This is a genomic window from Azonexus sp. (genome assembly GCF_049652925.1).
In the GTDB taxonomy this organism is placed as follows: Bacteria; Pseudomonadota; Gammaproteobacteria; order Burkholderiales; family Rhodocyclaceae; genus Azonexus.
In genome coordinates, this window is the sequence record NZ_JBASFI010000039.1 from 39,272 (window position 1) to 55,385 (window position 16,114).

The 16,114-nt window shown below is 60.4% G+C and carries 11 protein-coding genes; 4 read left to right on the plus strand and 7 right to left on the minus strand.

Annotated features, from left to right (window positions below; genetic code table 11):
• Positions 1-26: 26 nt before the first annotated feature.
• The 4 genes from WBK19_RS18035 to WBK19_RS18050 all read right to left on the minus strand — a co-directional run bounded on the left by WBK19_RS18035 (position 27) and on the right by WBK19_RS18050 (position 5,908).
• Positions 27-2,408: a response regulator gene (locus tag WBK19_RS18035; RefSeq protein WP_511292213.1), complete on the minus strand. Its 2,382-nt coding sequence runs from the start codon at positions 2,406-2,408 to the stop codon at positions 27-29.
• Positions 2,405-3,661 (minus strand): ABC transporter substrate-binding protein, encoded by a 1,257-nt coding sequence (locus WBK19_RS18040; RefSeq protein ID WP_511292215.1) that lies wholly within the window; start codon positions 3,659-3,661, stop codon positions 2,405-2,407. The genes WBK19_RS18035 and WBK19_RS18040 overlap by 4 nt, the downstream gene beginning before the upstream one ends.
• Before the next feature lie 222 nt (positions 3,662-3,883).
• Positions 3,884-5,128 (minus strand): spore maturation protein, encoded by a 1,245-nt coding sequence (locus WBK19_RS18045; protein ID WP_511292217.1) that lies wholly within the window; start codon positions 5,126-5,128, stop codon positions 3,884-3,886.
• 57 nt (positions 5,129-5,185) lie between these two features.
• Positions 5,186-5,908, minus strand: a complete 723-nt coding sequence (locus WBK19_RS18050) for a L,D-transpeptidase family protein (RefSeq protein WP_511292219.1) — start codon at positions 5,906-5,908, stop codon at positions 5,186-5,188.
• Between the two features lie 757 nt (positions 5,909-6,665).
• On the opposite strand from WBK19_RS18050, the gene WBK19_RS18055 reads away from it, so the two are divergent.
• Positions 6,666-7,139: an outer membrane lipoprotein gene (locus tag WBK19_RS18055; protein WP_511292221.1), complete on the plus strand. Its 474-nt coding sequence runs from the start codon at positions 6,666-6,668 to the stop codon at positions 7,137-7,139.
• A 102-nt stretch (positions 7,140-7,241) separates the two neighbouring features.
• Here WBK19_RS18055 and WBK19_RS18060 read toward each other — a convergent pair whose 3' ends face one another.
• From WBK19_RS18060 to nirJ, 3 genes are all read right to left on the minus strand, one after another.
• Entirely contained in the window at positions 7,242-7,406 is a 165-nt protein-coding gene (locus WBK19_RS18060; protein WP_511292223.1) for a DUF3149 domain-containing protein, read from the minus strand.
• A gap of 717 nt (positions 7,407-8,123) precedes the next feature.
• Positions 8,124-9,698 (minus strand): cytochrome D1 domain-containing protein, encoded by a 1,575-nt coding sequence (locus WBK19_RS18065; protein ID WP_511292225.1) that lies wholly within the window; start codon positions 9,696-9,698, stop codon positions 8,124-8,126.
• Positions 9,695-10,834, minus strand: a complete 1,140-nt coding sequence (gene nirJ / locus WBK19_RS18070; protein WP_511292227.1) for a heme d1 biosynthesis radical SAM protein NirJ — start codon at positions 10,832-10,834, stop codon at positions 9,695-9,697. Before nirJ ends, WBK19_RS18065 begins: the two co-directional genes overlap by 4 nt.
• A 126-nt stretch (positions 10,835-10,960) precedes the next feature.
• Here nirJ and WBK19_RS18075 point away from each other — a divergent pair, with 126 nt between their 5' ends.
• The 3 genes from WBK19_RS18075 to WBK19_RS18085 all read left to right on the plus strand — a co-directional run bounded on the left by WBK19_RS18075 (position 10,961) and on the right by WBK19_RS18085 (position 16,102).
• Positions 10,961-13,258, plus strand: coding sequence for a cyanophycin metabolism-associated ABC transporter (locus WBK19_RS18075; RefSeq protein ID WP_511292229.1), 2,298 nt, complete (start codon positions 10,961-10,963; stop codon positions 13,256-13,258).
• Between the two features lie 2 nt (positions 13,259-13,260).
• The gene (locus WBK19_RS18080) at positions 13,261-13,731 is read left to right on the plus strand and encodes a cyanophycin metabolism-associated DUF1854 family protein (protein WP_511292231.1); all 471 of its coding nucleotides are present in this window, start codon (positions 13,261-13,263) and stop codon (positions 13,729-13,731) included.
• A 118-nt stretch (positions 13,732-13,849) separates the two neighbouring features.
• Entirely contained in the window at positions 13,850-16,102 is a 2,253-nt protein-coding gene (locus WBK19_RS18085) for a cyanophycin synthetase (RefSeq protein ID WP_511292233.1), read from the plus strand.
• Positions 16,103-16,114 lie beyond the last annotated feature (12 nt).

Below are 16,114 nucleotides of genomic sequence, written 5' to 3' on the forward strand. Positions count from 1 at the left end.
ACATGAGGGGGCAGTGCCTTGGGAGCTTAGCCGCCAGGTACATTTTTCCCGCCGTCATTTTTCGCTACCCATTTGTACAAGGTTGCGTAGAGATGTTCGGGGCTGACCGGCTTACTGATGAAATCGTTCATCCCGGCATCCAGACATTTCGCCTTGTCTTCAGCAAAGGTGTTGGCGGTCATCGCCAGGATCGGCGTTGTCGCGCATTTGGCCAGGCGTCGGATGCACTGAGTAGATTCAATGCCATCCATATTGGGCATCTGCATATCCATCAGGATCAAGGCGTAGTCATTTTTCTCGGCCAGGGCGAGCGCCTCGACACCATCGGCTGCGGTATCTACCCGCCAGTCGACATCGGTCAGCAATTCCCTGGTTATTTCCTGGTTGATCGGTTCATCCTCGGCCAGGAGCACAGACAGCGCCGGGTAGTCATGCTTCAGGCGACGTTCTGCAGCATCGGACAGAGTGGTTTCGCCGACTTCAGCGTTGCTCGCCGATCCCTTGCGGAGTCGCGCGGTGAACCAGAAGGTGCTGCCGCCCCCCTGACTACTTTCTGCCCCGGCCTCGCCGCCCATCAACCGGGCCAGCCGCCTGGTAATGGCAAGCCCCAGGCCGGTGCCGCCATATTTTCGGGTGGTACTGTTGTCGGCTTGCTCGAAAGCGGAGAACAGCCGGCCCAAGGCTTCCTTGGGGATACCGATGCCGGTATCGACGACTTCGAAACGCAGCATGATGCTGTCGTCAGTTTCGTCGACCGGTTTGACCCGGAGCGTGACACTGCCGATTTCGGTGAACTTGACGGCGTTGATCGCGTAATTGAGCAATGCCTGTTGCAGCCGTGTCGCATCGCCCAACAGGTATGGCGGTAACGGTTCAACTTCGCAGCGCAGATCGAGGTCTTTGGCCTCGACCTGTTCGCGCAGCATGGAGGAGACATTGCCGAGAATGGCCTCAATCTTGATGGCTGACTCCTCCAGCTCGAATTTCCCGGCCTCAATTTTCGAGATATCGAGGATGGTGTTGATGATGTTGAGCAGGTGGGTGCTGGCCCCTTGCAGCTTGTCGAGGCGCTCGCTCTGTTCTGGCGTCAGGCCACCGCGCCGGATTATGTGGGCGAGGCCGGTAATGGCGTTGAGCGGCGTGCGGATTTCATGCGACATGTTGGCCAGGAAGGTGCTTTTCGCGATATTGGCGGCCTCGGCCTCTTCCTTGGCTTGCGACAGCTCTGCCGTGCGCACGGCGACCAGTTGTTCGAGATGAGCCCGGTAGCGCTCAAGCTCCTCAGCGGCATGCTTGAAATCAGTAATGTCTTCGGAAATTCCGAGTAAGAACTCGGGCTCGCCCTGGGCATTGCGCAGCGCCAGTTTCTTGGTGTGCAGGATGCGCGGCTGGCCGTGACGCGGCGTGATGTTTTCTTCGGGAATGTCTGTTAGCACGGTCGAGGCGAGGACTTGGCGATCCTTGCCGGTGAAGGACTCGGCCTCCGCCGTGGAAAAAAAATCGTAGTCGTTCTTGCCTAGAAGTTCCTGACGGTCATAGCCTAACAATTGTTCTCCGGCCTTGTTGAAAAGCACGAAGCGCAAATCGTCGGCGCGCTTCAGGAAGATCATGTTGGGGATATTTTCGATGATCGAATTGAGCAAACGGCTGGAACTACGGATTTCCTCTTCGTTGCGCTGGTGTTGTTTGAGTAATTGGCCGACCTTTTCCGTCATCGAATTGATTCCCTGCTGCAATTCGCCCAACTCGTCATATGCCGAAACGGGGATGCGGGCATCGAGGTTGCCACCCTCGACCTCTTTCAGGGTGGCGAGCGAGTCCCGAATGCGGCGGGTTATAAGCCGTTGGGCAAAAAACAGAATGGCCAGCGAACTGAGCAGGATGAACAAGGCGGATCCGAAGATGCCCCACTGCGCAATGGAGCGCTTTTGAGCGTTGATTCCGCTGATATCGACCTGAAGCACGGCGGTATAGAGATGGGCATCGCTGGCCGGACTATGGATGTGCATGACGGCGGTCAGACTGTCCCCGTTGGCCATGAACTGACGATCCGGCGCGCCGTCCGCCAGCCACTTTTCGTCGATACCGGGAATGCTGCCGGCCTTGAGGCCGAGATGATCCGGATCCGTCGAGATGATGACGCGGTCGCTGCCGCCAACAACAACCGCCCGGGTACAGGGCGCGGCGAGCAGTTCGCCGATCAGTTCACGCCGAGACAGGGCCGTTGGCGCCAGTTCGTCGTTGCTGATCATGCGCCCGAGCAGTTCCAGGCGCGACTGTAGATGTTCGTCGGCGGCTGCGCTGTAGCGGTCGATGTAGAACCCACCCAGGGCGCCGAAGGCGGCAAGCTCGACGCCGATGACGAGCAGTGCGATGCGGGCAATGAGACCAAAACGGGGAATATTCATGGGGTATAGCGGGGCGTGCTGCTCAGCGGCTCCAGACGTGTCGCGGTTTCACCCTCGAAGCGCGATAGCTCGGGCGGAATATGGCCGAGGATTTCCAGACCGAGTTCTGGGCGGGCTGCCCGCGGGTTCCAGCGGGCGATGTAGATGCTTTGTTGAACGTGGTGGCTGACCGGATCCATGAAGGCATCGGAATCCTGCATGCCGTCCCTGGCCGTGCGCCGGTATTTTTCCAGTTGGGCGATGACGGCATGATTGTCGGTGGTCCCGGCTTTTTCAATGGCTGCCAGCAGGGCCTTGGTGGCGAGATAGGCGGCGTGCGTTACGTCGCCCGGGTAATCCAGCTTGGTGTGGCCGTAGCGTTGGCGATAACGGGCGACGAATTCGGCGGTGCCGGGATTTTTCAGGTTCCAGGCCCAGGTCGTGGCGAACAGCGGACGGGGTGTTCCCGGCGCCGGATAGAGTTCCTCCCAGTCCACTTCGCCGACGATCCACGATTGGCGCTCAAGAACCTGCGGGTCAATCTGGGCAAAAAGCTTGATCTGGTTGTCGCCGCTGATGCTTGTGACGACTGTGTCAGCAGGAATGGCAGCCACTTTGGCCAGAATGACGAGCGGGTCGGGCAAGGTCTCGGGGGCCAGCACTTCGCCCACCACCGTCCCGCCGGACTCAGCAATGTATTTACGACTTGCGGTCGCGTTGTCCTTGCCCCAGACATTGTCCTCGGTGAGCAGCACCACCCGTTTTGACGGGCGATTGGCTAGGGCGTACTTGATCAGGGCGCGATAGACATTAGCCCCGTGCGCATCGAACACAAATTTTGTGCGATGGGCGTTTTCGACCGATTCGGAAGGCGCCGAGGAATTGGTATTGATGAAAATGGTGCCGTATTTCTGGCAGACGGCCGACATGCTGGCAGCCACGCCGGAACTGATGGCGCCGACGAGAAAGGCCGCCTTGGTCCGGGTAATCAGCTCATCGGCGACCCGTGCCGCCTGTTTTCCATCCAGGCTCGGGTCGCGCGCGACGAGGATGACTTCGCGTCCGAGCACGCCACCGCGCTTGTTGAATTCTTCAATCGCCAACTCGCTGCCACGGCGGTCGGCCTCGGCGTGCAGGGCGAAACGACCGGTGGTCGGCGCGACATGCGCAACAACAAGCGGTTCGCCGCGTTCGGCAGCGTGAGCCGCCCAGCCCGGCAGGTTGCCTAAAGTCAGCAACAAGCTGATCAACGCCCTCCCGAACGTTTTCGGCATGCATTTTTTCATGGCAGGCCATCACCTTTACGGTTGTCTGCATCCATTCTAGTCGCGGCGCACAAGAATCTACTAATACCCGAGGCAAACCAACATGCCAGCGACCTAAATCGTAAACAGTGATCCGCCGGTGAGGTATGCACATTCAAACCCCGACGCAACCTTTGTCGGGACGGCATTTCGTTTTTGGCCGTTTTTTCCGGTTGACCGTAGCAAACCTTCTTAGTGGTAGAAGGCGTAACCGATAAGGATGGCGCCGACCAGCCCGACGGCGTCGGCGATCAGCCCGCAAGCCAGGGCGTAGCGGGTTTTGGTGATGTTCACGCTGCCGAAATAGACGGCCAGGACGTAAAAGGTGGTTTCGGTCGAGCCCTGGATGATGGCGGCGAGTTTGCCCTGGAAGGAATCGACGCCATAGGTCGTCATGACGTCCACCATAAGGCCGCGGGCGCCGCTGCCGGAAAGCGTTTTCATGAGGCCAACCGGCAGCGCCGGAACGAAATCGTCGTTCAGCCCGAGCGCCAGCACAAGGCTGCGGATGGCGCCGATCAGGTAATCCATGCCGCCCGTCGTGCGAAAGACCGAGATGGCGACGAGCATGGCGATCAGGTAGGGAATGATCTGGACGGCGACGCCGAAGCCCTCCTTGGCGCCGTCGACGAAGCTTTCGTAGACGTCGATGCCGCGCCAGGCGGCGACGGCGACGAAGAGGACGATGATGGAGACGATCAGGCCGCTGCCGAGCAGGCCGATCATTTGCGCCATCTGCTCGGCCGGCATACCGGCCAGCCAGAAATAGAGGCCGGCCATGAGCGCAGCGAAACCGGCAAAAAAGGCCAGCACGGGTTTGCAGAACAGGTTGATGCGCTGCCAGATGGCGACGGCGATCAGGCCGGCGCAGAAGGAAACGAAGGTGCCGAGCAGCGTCGGCAGAAAAATATCGGCGGCGTTGAAGCCGACCAGGCCCTGCTTGAGCGCGATGCTCTGGCGGATCGCGATGACCGTAGTCGGGATCAGCGTAATGCCGGCCGTGTTGAGGACCAGGAACATGATCATCGGGTTGCTGGCCGTGTCTTTTTGCGGGTTGATTTCCTGCAGCTCGCGCATGGCCTTGAGACCGAGCGGCGTCGCGGCGTTGTCGAGGCCGAGCATGTTGGCGCTGACATTCATGACGATGCTGCCGCTGGCCGGATGGCCGGTCGGGATGTCGGGGAAAACGCGGCGGAAGAAGGGTGCGACGAGGCGGCTGAAGAGTTCGATCAGCCCGCCTTTTTCACCGATTTTCATGATGCCCAGCCACAGGCTCATGATGCCGACCAGGCCGATTGAAATGTCGAAACCGGTCTTGGCCGTGTCGAACAGGCCAGTCAGGACGCGTGTGAAGATGTCGAGGTCGCCCTGCAGCAACTGCGCCACCGCCGCGACGAAGCCGACGAGGATGAAGGCGACCCAGATTTTATTGAGCACAGGCGGCGGCGCTGGATGGTTGAAAGGCAGCCAGTCTAGCCGGCTGGCTGGCGACTGTCACCGCAAGGGCGCGAAGCAGTTTGGCAAATCCCAGGCGGCGCGGCGGGTTTCGTATTCCGCCCGCGGCAACTGGACCAGCAGGGGTGTAGCCGAGGCATCGAGCCAGCCGCCGATCTCGCTCATGTCAGCCAGCGCCATCGCCGTGCAGCCGGCGGTCGGCACGCTCTCACCGGCCCAGACATGCAGGAAAATACATGAGCCGGCGCCCGGCACCGGCGGCTCGGCGTTGTGGGCAACGACGGCGCCGACGGCATAACGTTCGTCAGGCCTCAGCATGTCCTCACACGACGCCCAGTCGGGCTGGGGCACGGTGGATTGATCGACGATCCGGTTGTAATCGGCCGAAGCCGGGTCGTCGATAGCCTTGAGGTCGGGCGAGGCCGACAGGTAGGGCAGCTTGGCGGCACGGGCAAATGCGCTGTCCGGCGCGGCATAACCGAACAAGGCCGTGATGGCGAAAATGCCGGCCGGGGCGCGGCCATCGCCCTCGCGCTTCTCCGGCCCGGCAACCTGCGGATGCAGGCCCCGGCCCCAGGCCAGCCCGGATTTGCCGAGAGTCACTGCGATCGCCCGCCCGATCGGCTGCCATTCGCCATCCGCATGCCGGCGTTCAAAACGCTGCAATTGCGCGCCACAGGCGTCCCAATCTGGCGCGACCACCAGGAGCATCTGTTGTGACGATGCGATGACAGTCAGAGGGAAAGCAATTGAAGGCCGCATGCGAGCAGTTCAATAAGGGTGATCGACAATTTCATTTTTGGCTGATTTTTCCGGTCGACCGTGGACCGTAGGTTGCTATTTACTCAATTCAGCTACGCATGCCTCAACTATCGGCCAAGTCTTCTCTTCTGCGATACGCCCCCCCCTGTGACCCGGTCGCCTTATTTCTATCAAAGACTTCCCGCCCTCATCGGAAACGCTTACGTCAATCAACGGGAGATTGCGGTACGAGAAGCGCCCCGTAATGGTCATCCGTCGCAGCCTCTTTTGGTCAATGACTTCATACGTTAAGCTGCCTAGGCTTGTTTCCCATTCACTTGCATCTGCGGACTGCATTCCAGCCGCCACACACGGCCCGACTTCGTCATACTTTCCCGCATATATTGCACTTTTGGTCGGCGCTTCTTGGCGAATTTCCTGAAGGGATGGTGCGCATCCAGCAATCGATGCCAGTAGCAGAACAGTGGCTAACCTTGAAACCATTGAGAACCTCGCTCTAGGCATAAAAATCCAACATCATAGCTGTGGTAGCGAGGGATGAACTCCAGGTCGTTTAGCAATCGAAATAGATTCTCATTTGTTTGGCATTACGAGAAATTAGGATAGCCCGCGTCTTTCACCGCACAGACGATCTTTTTCGACACGTTGTGCTTGCCAATCACATGGCGCACCATGACAAGGCGCCTGAATGCGCCCAACCACAGAACACAACCATTCCCCGGCACCAATTTGCCGACGGGGCACAGAGGAGATAATCGTGAATGCACTGAGAAAATCCGCGGCCGCTTTGGCCCTGGCCGGCATGCTCGCCCTCACCGGCTGCGCGCCGATGCATGGCCCCGGCTGGGAGCGTGATTACCCGCCGATAGCCTATTCGCGAGATCTCTACCCGGGCTACGGCTCGGTGTACGCGATCGATCTGATCCGGCCCGAGAGCAACAGCGGGATCGGTGTCGGCGCCATTGCCGGGGCAGTGATCGGTGGATTGATTGGCCATCAGGTCGGCGAAGGCAACGGCAACACGGCGGCGACGGTGATCGGCGCAGCGGGCGGCGCCCTGATCGGACATCAGATCGAAAAGTCGAACCAGCCGCAGGGCGACCAGTTCCGGCTGACCATCCGGATGGAAAACGGCGGCTACCAGACCTTGATTCAGAACACCGATTTCGTCGATCTGCGCGTCGGCGACCGCCTGTATATCGACAACGGTGGCGCCGTTCGGCGCTATTGATCTACCGGCTCAAGCAGAAAGCCGGTGGGGCCAGGAGCAGCGGGGTTTGTTTTTGCTCATTTTCCCCGGCCTCGTCCTGGCCTTTTGTTGTCAGCATTCAGCCTAATGCACGCCAGCCACGGGCTTGTGCGAGCTAAGCTCCTGCTCCTCCTCCTTGGCGTGCTTCACTGCGTAATGCCAGATGTAGACCGCCATGACCAGAATGAAACCAATGGTGATCAAGCTGAGTATGCCGATGTCGGACGTAAATAAGAGTTCCCATGCCATGAGTCTTCTCCAGTAATGGTGAATAGGGATGAATTCGTTTTGCTGCCCGTGTTTATGTGCAAGACATATGCCCGGTGCTCGCCGGGGCAAAAATGCGGGGCTGGAATAGCAGGAAAAATGACGCAGCAGGAAAAACAGAGATCAGCCGAAATCAGCAGTACGACTGGTTGAACGGCTGTTTTCCATAGCCATCATCGTCGTGATTCACGACTTTTCCACTGGCGCGAATTCAGGCTTTTTGCCTTCACGCGACTGACAGTTATGTCAATCAACAGCAACACACCGCCAGAAATGGCACAAATCACCCTACCCCCGGCAGGTCAGCGGACACCTGAGCGGAGCTGGTTCTGCCACCCGAACTCCTCCTCGCGGTTGGCGAAGCAGTCGGGTTGGAAGCCGGCATTTCCCCTGCTGTGACGCATTCCCGGTTCGCAGCATGGTCGGGAAAAAGTCGTCGAATTTCAATGGCGGTCATTCGGCGCCTCTTCCCCTGGGAGGAAAGGAAGAGACGCCTTCGGGTACTGCTGGCTTCCGGATAGCTTTATAGCCAGATACGTGCCAAAAGCATATCGACAAATAGAATCGTTTTTAATCAGTCACTTAAACATTCACAGGCAAAATACATCAGCCATTTACGTCAAAATTGTCAGCCAGGACTGACAACGCCACACCACTTCAACGGTCAACCGGAAATTTCGCCCGAAATTAAAATCGCGTTCAATGGCTGGTGCCCTCTGACTTGGTGATCTTGTTCCAGACGTTGTACTTGCCGACCGGCTTCTTCATCGGCAGGCGCTTCACTTCCTTGAGCGTCACCGCGTCGTAGATGATCAACGCACCGTCCATGTCCCACAGGCTGGCCAGCACGTATTTGCCGTCTTTCGTAAACTCCACGTGAGCGAAGGTTTTGCCCGGTTCCGGCTTGAGTTCGGCGACGACTTCCAGGGTTTCCTTGTCGATGATCTGCATGGTGTCCTTGAACTCCTTGCTCATCATCGAATCGGTCCACGCGTAGCGGCTGTTTTCGTGGCTGCGCATGAAAAATCCGGGGCCACGCGTCTTGATCTGCTTGATGGTCTGCCAGGTCTGCATATCGATGATGCTGATCAGGCCTTCGTTGAGGTTCGGCGTTGCCATGACCGTTTTGCCCTGCCATTTCCAGGAAATGCCGGAACCCAGGTGCGGCATGCCAGGCAGTTCGAGGTCGGCAATCTTCTTGCGCGCGTCGAGATTAACCACCTGGCCGCTGACCGCGCTTTTGGCGTCGTTGCGCGAGGCACCCATCACCTCGTCGTAGCCCGGCGTGAAATAGAAATCGTCGAGGTAATCGTCGAGCTGCGTGCGCTGCGGGTTGAGAAAGCCGGGAATGAACATGCCTTCGCGATACTTGAAGTCGTGAATCATGCCGCCCGGAATATCGTCGGCCTTCGGGTTGTACGAGATTTCCCAGACCTCTTTCACATCCTTCAATGCTGCAACAAAGCTCTGGCGGGGGCTGGCGTCGTACACCGCAGAAACGCGCGAAGTCGTTTTGCCGTCCTTGTCGCTCACCGGCAGGATTTTCTTCAGATTGAGATCAGCGTCGAGAATGACCAGGCTGTGCGGCAGATAATTGGCCACCGCCACCCACTTGCCGTCGCCCGACACCGCGGCGTTACGGGTATTGATGCCGGCGCGCACCTCGGCAATGACCTTGAGATTCCACAGGTCGAACTTGGTGATCCAGCCATCACGCGAGGCGAAGAAGACGTAGCGACCATCCGGCGTGAATTTCGGCCCGCCATGCAGGGCGAAGCGCGACTGGAAACGGTGGATCGGCTCCAGCTTGTCGCCGTCAAGGATGGAAACATGGTGATCGCCGCTTTCGACGACGACAAACAGGTTGAGCGGATCGGCCGTGAACTGCGGTTTGTCGGGCAGGCTGCCCGGCGCGTGATTGACGATGCGCGAGGCGTTGATTTCCTTCTCGCCCCAGGCCGGCATCGGTTTGATCGGCGTGTAGGCGTACTCGACCAGCGCCTTGATCTCGTCGGCCGACAGCGTCTGGCCTATGCCAAGCATCTGCGTCGCCGGGCGGCCATCGCGGATGACTTTCTCCGCCTCGGGCTTGCGCAGGCGTGCGAGGTTCTCCGGAATCAGCGCCGGGCCGATGCCGCCAAGGCGGTCGGCGCCATGGCAGGTGGCGCAATGCTGCTTGTAGTTTGCCGCGACATCGGCTGCTTCGGCCAACTGGGCCATGCCGAACAGAAAATAGACGGCAAAGCCGGCCGGAATCAGGATTCGCCAATTCATACGCCGATTTCCTCATCGGAAAGATAACAACCGGGATCTTCCGCCCAGGCATCACCCGTCATCTGCTGAGCACGAACGCGGGTGTTGCCGTTGCAGATACCGAGATAGGCGCACGCCCCGCACCGCCCCTTGACCGCCCGCGGGTGCTGTTTCAACCCGGCCATCAGCGCATCCGAGGTATCCGGCCAGATCTGCGAAAACGGCCGATCCTTGACGTTACCCAGGTTGTGGTGCCACCACATGGTGTCCGGATGCACATTGCCGAGGTTGTCGATATTGGCGACATTGACCCCCGACGAATTGCCGCCCCACTGGCGCAGCTTGGCCTCGACATGAGGGGCGCTTTCCGGGAAGCGCCGGCGCACCCAGTGCAGAAAATAGACGCCGTCGGCATCGTTGTTGCCGGTCGTGAACTCCTTGTTGAGCCCACGCTGCTGGTATTCCCAGCAGGTATCAAAAAGCAGGTCCATCGCCGAGCGTGTCAGCTGGTGTTGCGCGTCGTCCTTGCGATTCTTGTTGCCACGCCCGGCATAGTTGAGGTGAGAAAAGTAGAAGCGGTCGATGCCCTCGTCCTCGACCAACTTCAACAGCTTCGGCAAGTCTTGCGCGTTGTCCTGCGTCATCGTGAAGCGGACGCCTATCTTCAAACCAAGATCGCGACACATCCGGATGCCCTTCAGCGAAGCCGCGAAAGCCCCATCCATCCGGCGGAACGTGTCATGCGTCTGGCCAATGCCGTCCAGTGAGACGCCAACATAATTGAAATCGCACTCGGCAATCCGGTCGATATTGCTTTCGTCGATCAGCGTCCCGTTCGACGACAACCCGACGTAAAAGCCCTTGGCCTTGGCCCGTTTGGCGATGTCATAGATATCCGGCCGGAGTAGCGGCTCGCCGCCGGACAGGATGAGCACCGGCACCTTGAAGCCCCGGAGGTCGTCCATCACCGTAAAAACCTGATCGGTACTCAGCTCGCCGGGGAAATTGGTATCGGCCGAAATTGAATAACAATGCTTGCAAGTCAGGTTGCAGCGCCGGATCAGGTTCCAGATCACCACCGGGCCGGGGGGATTGCGCTTCGGAGCCAGCGGGGTCGGCGCAGCGATTTCCTGCATGTATTGGGAGATGCGAAACATGAACGTCCTTGTTCTGGTCTTTCGGCCATTCAACGGCAGCCCGCCCCCGCATTCCTTGATACGAGTCAACCGCAGGAATATTGTGGCGTTAGATGGGCACCCGCAGCCCTGCGGTATACTTCGCCAATGAATCAGAACGCACAAAACCTGGCCGGCAACGACCCAGCCCTCCCCAGCCGCTGGGCGGCCGAGCTTGAGGCAAAACTGGCCGCTGGCGAAAAGATGCAGGCCTGGGTCGAGATAGACCTCGACAATCGACTACGGTTCGCTTCCGGACTCGTTATCGTTACCGACCGCCGTTTTCTCGCCTATGCTCCAGGCAACACGAGTTGGCAGGAATGGCCGCTGCGCAGCGGGCTGACGCTCAATCACAACGATCACGCCGGTGTCGGCGCGCTTGAACTGGTCGACGAAAAAGGCCTGCTCGCCACCTGGCGCTACACGCTAGCCAAGAATCTGTCCGCCCTGCGCGTTATCAACGAATTCGACCTCAATCGCGACAGCATTGTCAGCGGCCAGGCCGTGCGCAGGGCAAGCGAAGAAGATTGCTGTCCGCAATGCAAGGCGCCGCTGCCGCCGGGCGAAGACGAATGCCCGATCTGCAACCGCGAAGCCACGGTGGCACCGTCCACCTGGACGCTTTTCCGCCTCTCGCGTTTTGCCCGCCCCTACCGCTGGCAGCTCATTCTGGGTTTTGCCCTGACCCTGGCATCGACTGCCGCCCAGCTCGTTCCTCCCTACCTGACCATGCCGCTCATGGACGAGGTGCTGATCCCCTTCCAGAACGGCAAGCCCATCGACTGGTCACTGGTCGGCATGTACCTCGGCGGCCTGTTCGGCGCCGCTGTGCTGGCCTGGGGCCTGGGCTGGATCCGCACCTACATCCTGTCGCTGGTCTCCGAGCGAATGGGCCGCGACCTGCGCACACAAACCTACGACCACCTGCTGGGGCTGTCGTTAGAATATTTCGGCGGCAAGCGCACCGGCGACCTGATGGCGCGTATCGGCAACGAAACCGACCGCATCAACATATTCCTGTCGCTCGACCTGCTCAACTTCGCCACCGACGTGCTGATGATCACGATGACGGCCGTGATCCTGTTCAGCATCAACCCGTGGCTGGCCCTCGTCACCCTGTTGCCGCTGCCGATCATCGGCTGGCTGATCCACTTCGTGCGCGAAAAACTGCGCACCGGCTTCGAGAAAATCGACCGCGTCTGGGCCGAAGTGACCAACGTGCTGGCCGACACCATCCCCGGCATCCGCGTCGTCAAGGCCTTTGCCCAGGAAAAGCGCGAAGGCGAGCGTTTCCGCGCCGCCAACGAGCACAACCTGCAGATGAACGACAAGCTCAACAAGACCTGGTCGGTGTTCACTCCGACCGTCACCCTGCTCACCGAAGTCGGCCTGCTCGTCGTCTGGGTCTTCGGCATCTGGCAGATCTCCAAGGGGGCAAGCACGGTCGGCGTGCTTACCGCCTTCCTGGCCTACATCGGCCGCTTCTACACCCGCCTCGACTCGATGAGCCGCATCGTCTCGGCCACCCAGCGCGCCGCGTCGAGCACCAAACGCATTTTCGACATCCTCGACCACGTCTCGAGCGTGCCCGAGCCGACCAACCCGGTGCACCTCGAAAAAGTCACCGGCCAGCTTGAACTCAAGAAAGCCAGCTTCCGCTACGGCACGCGCTCGGTTACCCGCGACGTCGATCTGGTCATCCAGCCCGGCGAAATGATCGGTCTGGTCGGCCACTCCGGCTCCGGCAAGTCGACCCTCGTCAATCTCATCTGCCGCTTCTACGACGTCTCCGAAGGCCAGGTGCTGATCGACGGCGTCGATGTCCGCTCGGTGCCGGTCGCCGAATTCCGCCAGCACATCGGCCTCGTGCTGCAGGAACCCTTCCTCTTCTTCGGCACCATCGCCGACAACATCGCCTACGGCAAGCCGAAAGCGACGCGTCAGGAAGTCATCGCCGCCGCCCGCGCCGCCCATGCCCACGAGTTCATCCTGCGCCTGCCACACGGCTACGACTCGCTGGTCGGCGAACGCGGCCAGGGCCTGTCCGGTGGCGAGCGCCAGCGCATCTCCATCGCCCGTGCCCTGCTCATCGATCCGCGCATCCTGATCCTCGACGAAGCGACGTCAGCGGTCGACACCGAAACCGAGAAGGAAATCCAGAAGGCGCTCGATAATCTGGTCAAGGGTCGCACCACCATCGCCATCGCCCACCGCCTGAGCACGCTGCGCAAGGCCGACCGGCTGGTCGTCATGGATCGTGGCCGCATCGTCGAAGTCGGCAACCACGATGAATTGATGGCCGTTGAAGGCCATTACTTCAAGCTCTACATGGCCCAGGCCCGCAACGTCGACACCGAACCCATGCTGCCGCGCTCGACCAGCCAGCCCAAAACTCACGCGGAATAACCATGTCGAACCCCAATTTCCAGCTGCAACGCGATTCCTACGGTCGACTGGTATTAACGGCCGAAAATGGAATCATCCACGAAGGCGTCACGCCAGTCCGCGCCTTCCCCATCGCCGCCCCCGACGAAGGCCTGTCGCTGGTCAATTACGAAGGTCACGAAGTCGCCTGGATCGACAGCCTCGGCGACCTGCCGCCGGCCATTGCTGCTCTGATCGAAGCCGACCTGGCCAGCCGTGAGTTCGTCCCGGAAATCGAAGGCATTGACGACGTTTCCAGCTTCGCCTGCCCAAGCACCTGGCGACTGCGCACCAATCGCGGCCCGGCCGAACTGATCCTCAAGGGTGAGGAAGACATTCGCCGCCTGAGCCAGACGCGTCTGCTCATCGCCGACGCCCACGGAATCCAGTTTCTGATCCGCGACCTGAGCACACTGGACCGGCACAGCCGCAAGCTTCTCGACCGCTTCCTGTAACGCTTTGTCCTCTTGAGTGACATTTTTAGACGGCGGTCAGCCGCAAGCGAACGAAAGCGTTAATAATGCTGAAATCAAACATTCATCACCGCAGGCCAACGGAGCCAGAGCCAAGAGCATGAAGAAAAAGGACATCATTTTCCGGGACACGATTTCACTGCGTGGCCCCAATATCTGGACCTACCCCCCGGTCATCGAGACCTGGATCGACATCGGCGAACTCGAAGACTTTCCCTCGGACAAGATTCCCGGCCTTTACGAGCGCCTGAGCGCCTGGCTACCGGGCCTCGTCGAGCATCGCTGCAACTATGGCGAACACGGCGGCTTCCTGCGCCGCCTCAAGGAAGGCACCTGGGCCGGCCACATCCTCGAACACATCGTGCTCGAACTGATGACCCTGGCCGGTTTGCCTGACGGCTTCGGCCGTACCCGCGAAACCACGACGCGTGGCGTCTACAAGCTGGTCGTCTCCAACTTCCACGAAGAAGTCACGCGCATGTCGCTCGACGTCGGCCGCGAACTGCTGCTCGCCGCCATCGCCGACGAGCCCTACGATCTCGACGAAGCCGTCCGCCTGCTCCGCCGCAAGGTTGACCGCAAATACCTCGGCCCATCGACCGCCGCCATCGTCCAGGCCGGCGAAAAGCGCGGCATTCCGCATATCCGCCTGCTCGACGACGGCAACCTCGTCCAGCTCGGCTATGGTGCCGCCATGCGCCGCATCTGGACGGCCGAAACCGACCAGACCAGCGCCATCGCCGAAACCATCTCGCGCGACAAGGATTTAACCAAGGAGCTGATCTCCTCGGTGGGCGTCCCGGTGCCGGAAGGCCGCGAAGTCCACAGCGCCGACGATGCTTGGGAAGCCGCCGAAGACATCGGCGTGCCGGTCGTCGTCAAGCCGACCGACGGCAACCACGGGCGTGGCGTCTTCATCGACCTGACAACCAGGGAAGAAGTCGCCAAGGCCTACGCCATCGCCGTCGAGGAAGGTTCCGGCGTGCTCGTCGAGCGTTCCATCCAGGGCATCGAGCATCGTCTGCTGGTCGTCGGCGGCAAGCTGGTCGCGGCCAACCGCAGCGACCTGATCACCGTTATCGGCGACGGCAAATCCACGGTTCAGTCGTTGATCGACAGTCAGATCAACGTCGACCCGCGCCGCGGCACGACCGAACTGCATCCGCTGTCGATCATCAAGATCGACACTGCCGCCAGGATCGAACTCGAACGCCAGGGCCTCAGCGCCGACAGTGTCCCGGCCGGCGAGCGCGAAGTGCTGATCCAGCGCAACGCCAACCACGCTTTCGACTGCACCGACGAAGTCCATCCCGAAACCGCGCAGGTCGCTGCGCTGGCGGCCCGCGTCGTCGGCCTCGACATCGCCGGCATCGACCTGGTATGTCAGGATGTCTCGAAGCCGCTGGCCGAACAAGGCGGCGCCATCGTTGAAGTCAATGCCGGCCCCAGCCTGCTCATGCACATCAAACCGGGCATCGGCAAGCCGCGACCAGTTGGCCAGGCCATCGTCAACAACCTGTTCGCCGAGAACGAGAGCGGTCGCGTGCCGCTGGTTGGCGTTACCGGCACCCACGGCAAGAATGCCGTCGCCAAGATGGTCGCCCACCTGATCTACCTCTCCGGCCAGCAAGGCGGCCTGGCCTGCAAGGACGGCATTTACCTCGGCCGCCGGCAGGTCCAGAAAACCAACGCCGCCAACTGGGAAGGCGGTCGCCGCCTGCTGATGAACCGTTCGGTTCAGGCTGCCGTCATCGAAAACGGCGCCGAAGTCATTCTCGGCGAAGGTCTGGCCTACGACCGCTGCTCGGTCGGCGTCATCACCAACATCGTTTCGGAAGAAGAAGACCTGTCGCGCTGGGATACCCAGCCGACCGGCGGCGAGTACTACACGACGCCGCGCTCGATCTACCGGACGCAGGTGGATGTCGTGCTGCCCAGCGGCCACGCCGTGCTCAACGCCGAAGACGAACTGGTCGCCGATTTTGCCGAACTGTGCGATGGCGAGGTAATTTTCTTTGCCTGCAATCCGGCCAACCCGATGCTGGTCGCCCATCTGGCGGCCGGCAAGCGGGGCGTCACCGTCGCCGACAACCGCATCGTGCTGCGCTCGGGCGCTGATGAAACGCGCCTCTGCCGTCTGGTCGATGCGCCGTATATCGGCAAGGCCAAACAGCCGAAAAACATTGCCAACGTGCTGGCCGGCATCGCTGCCGGCTGGGCCATGGGGCTGAGCCAAGAAGTGATGACCACGGGTCTCAAGACCTTCGGCCTCGAACTGATCGACCCCGCCTCGCTGATACAGCAGCCCGCCAAAAAGTCGCAACCCAAGAAGCCGGCCACCGCCCGGAAATAACGAGGAATAAAG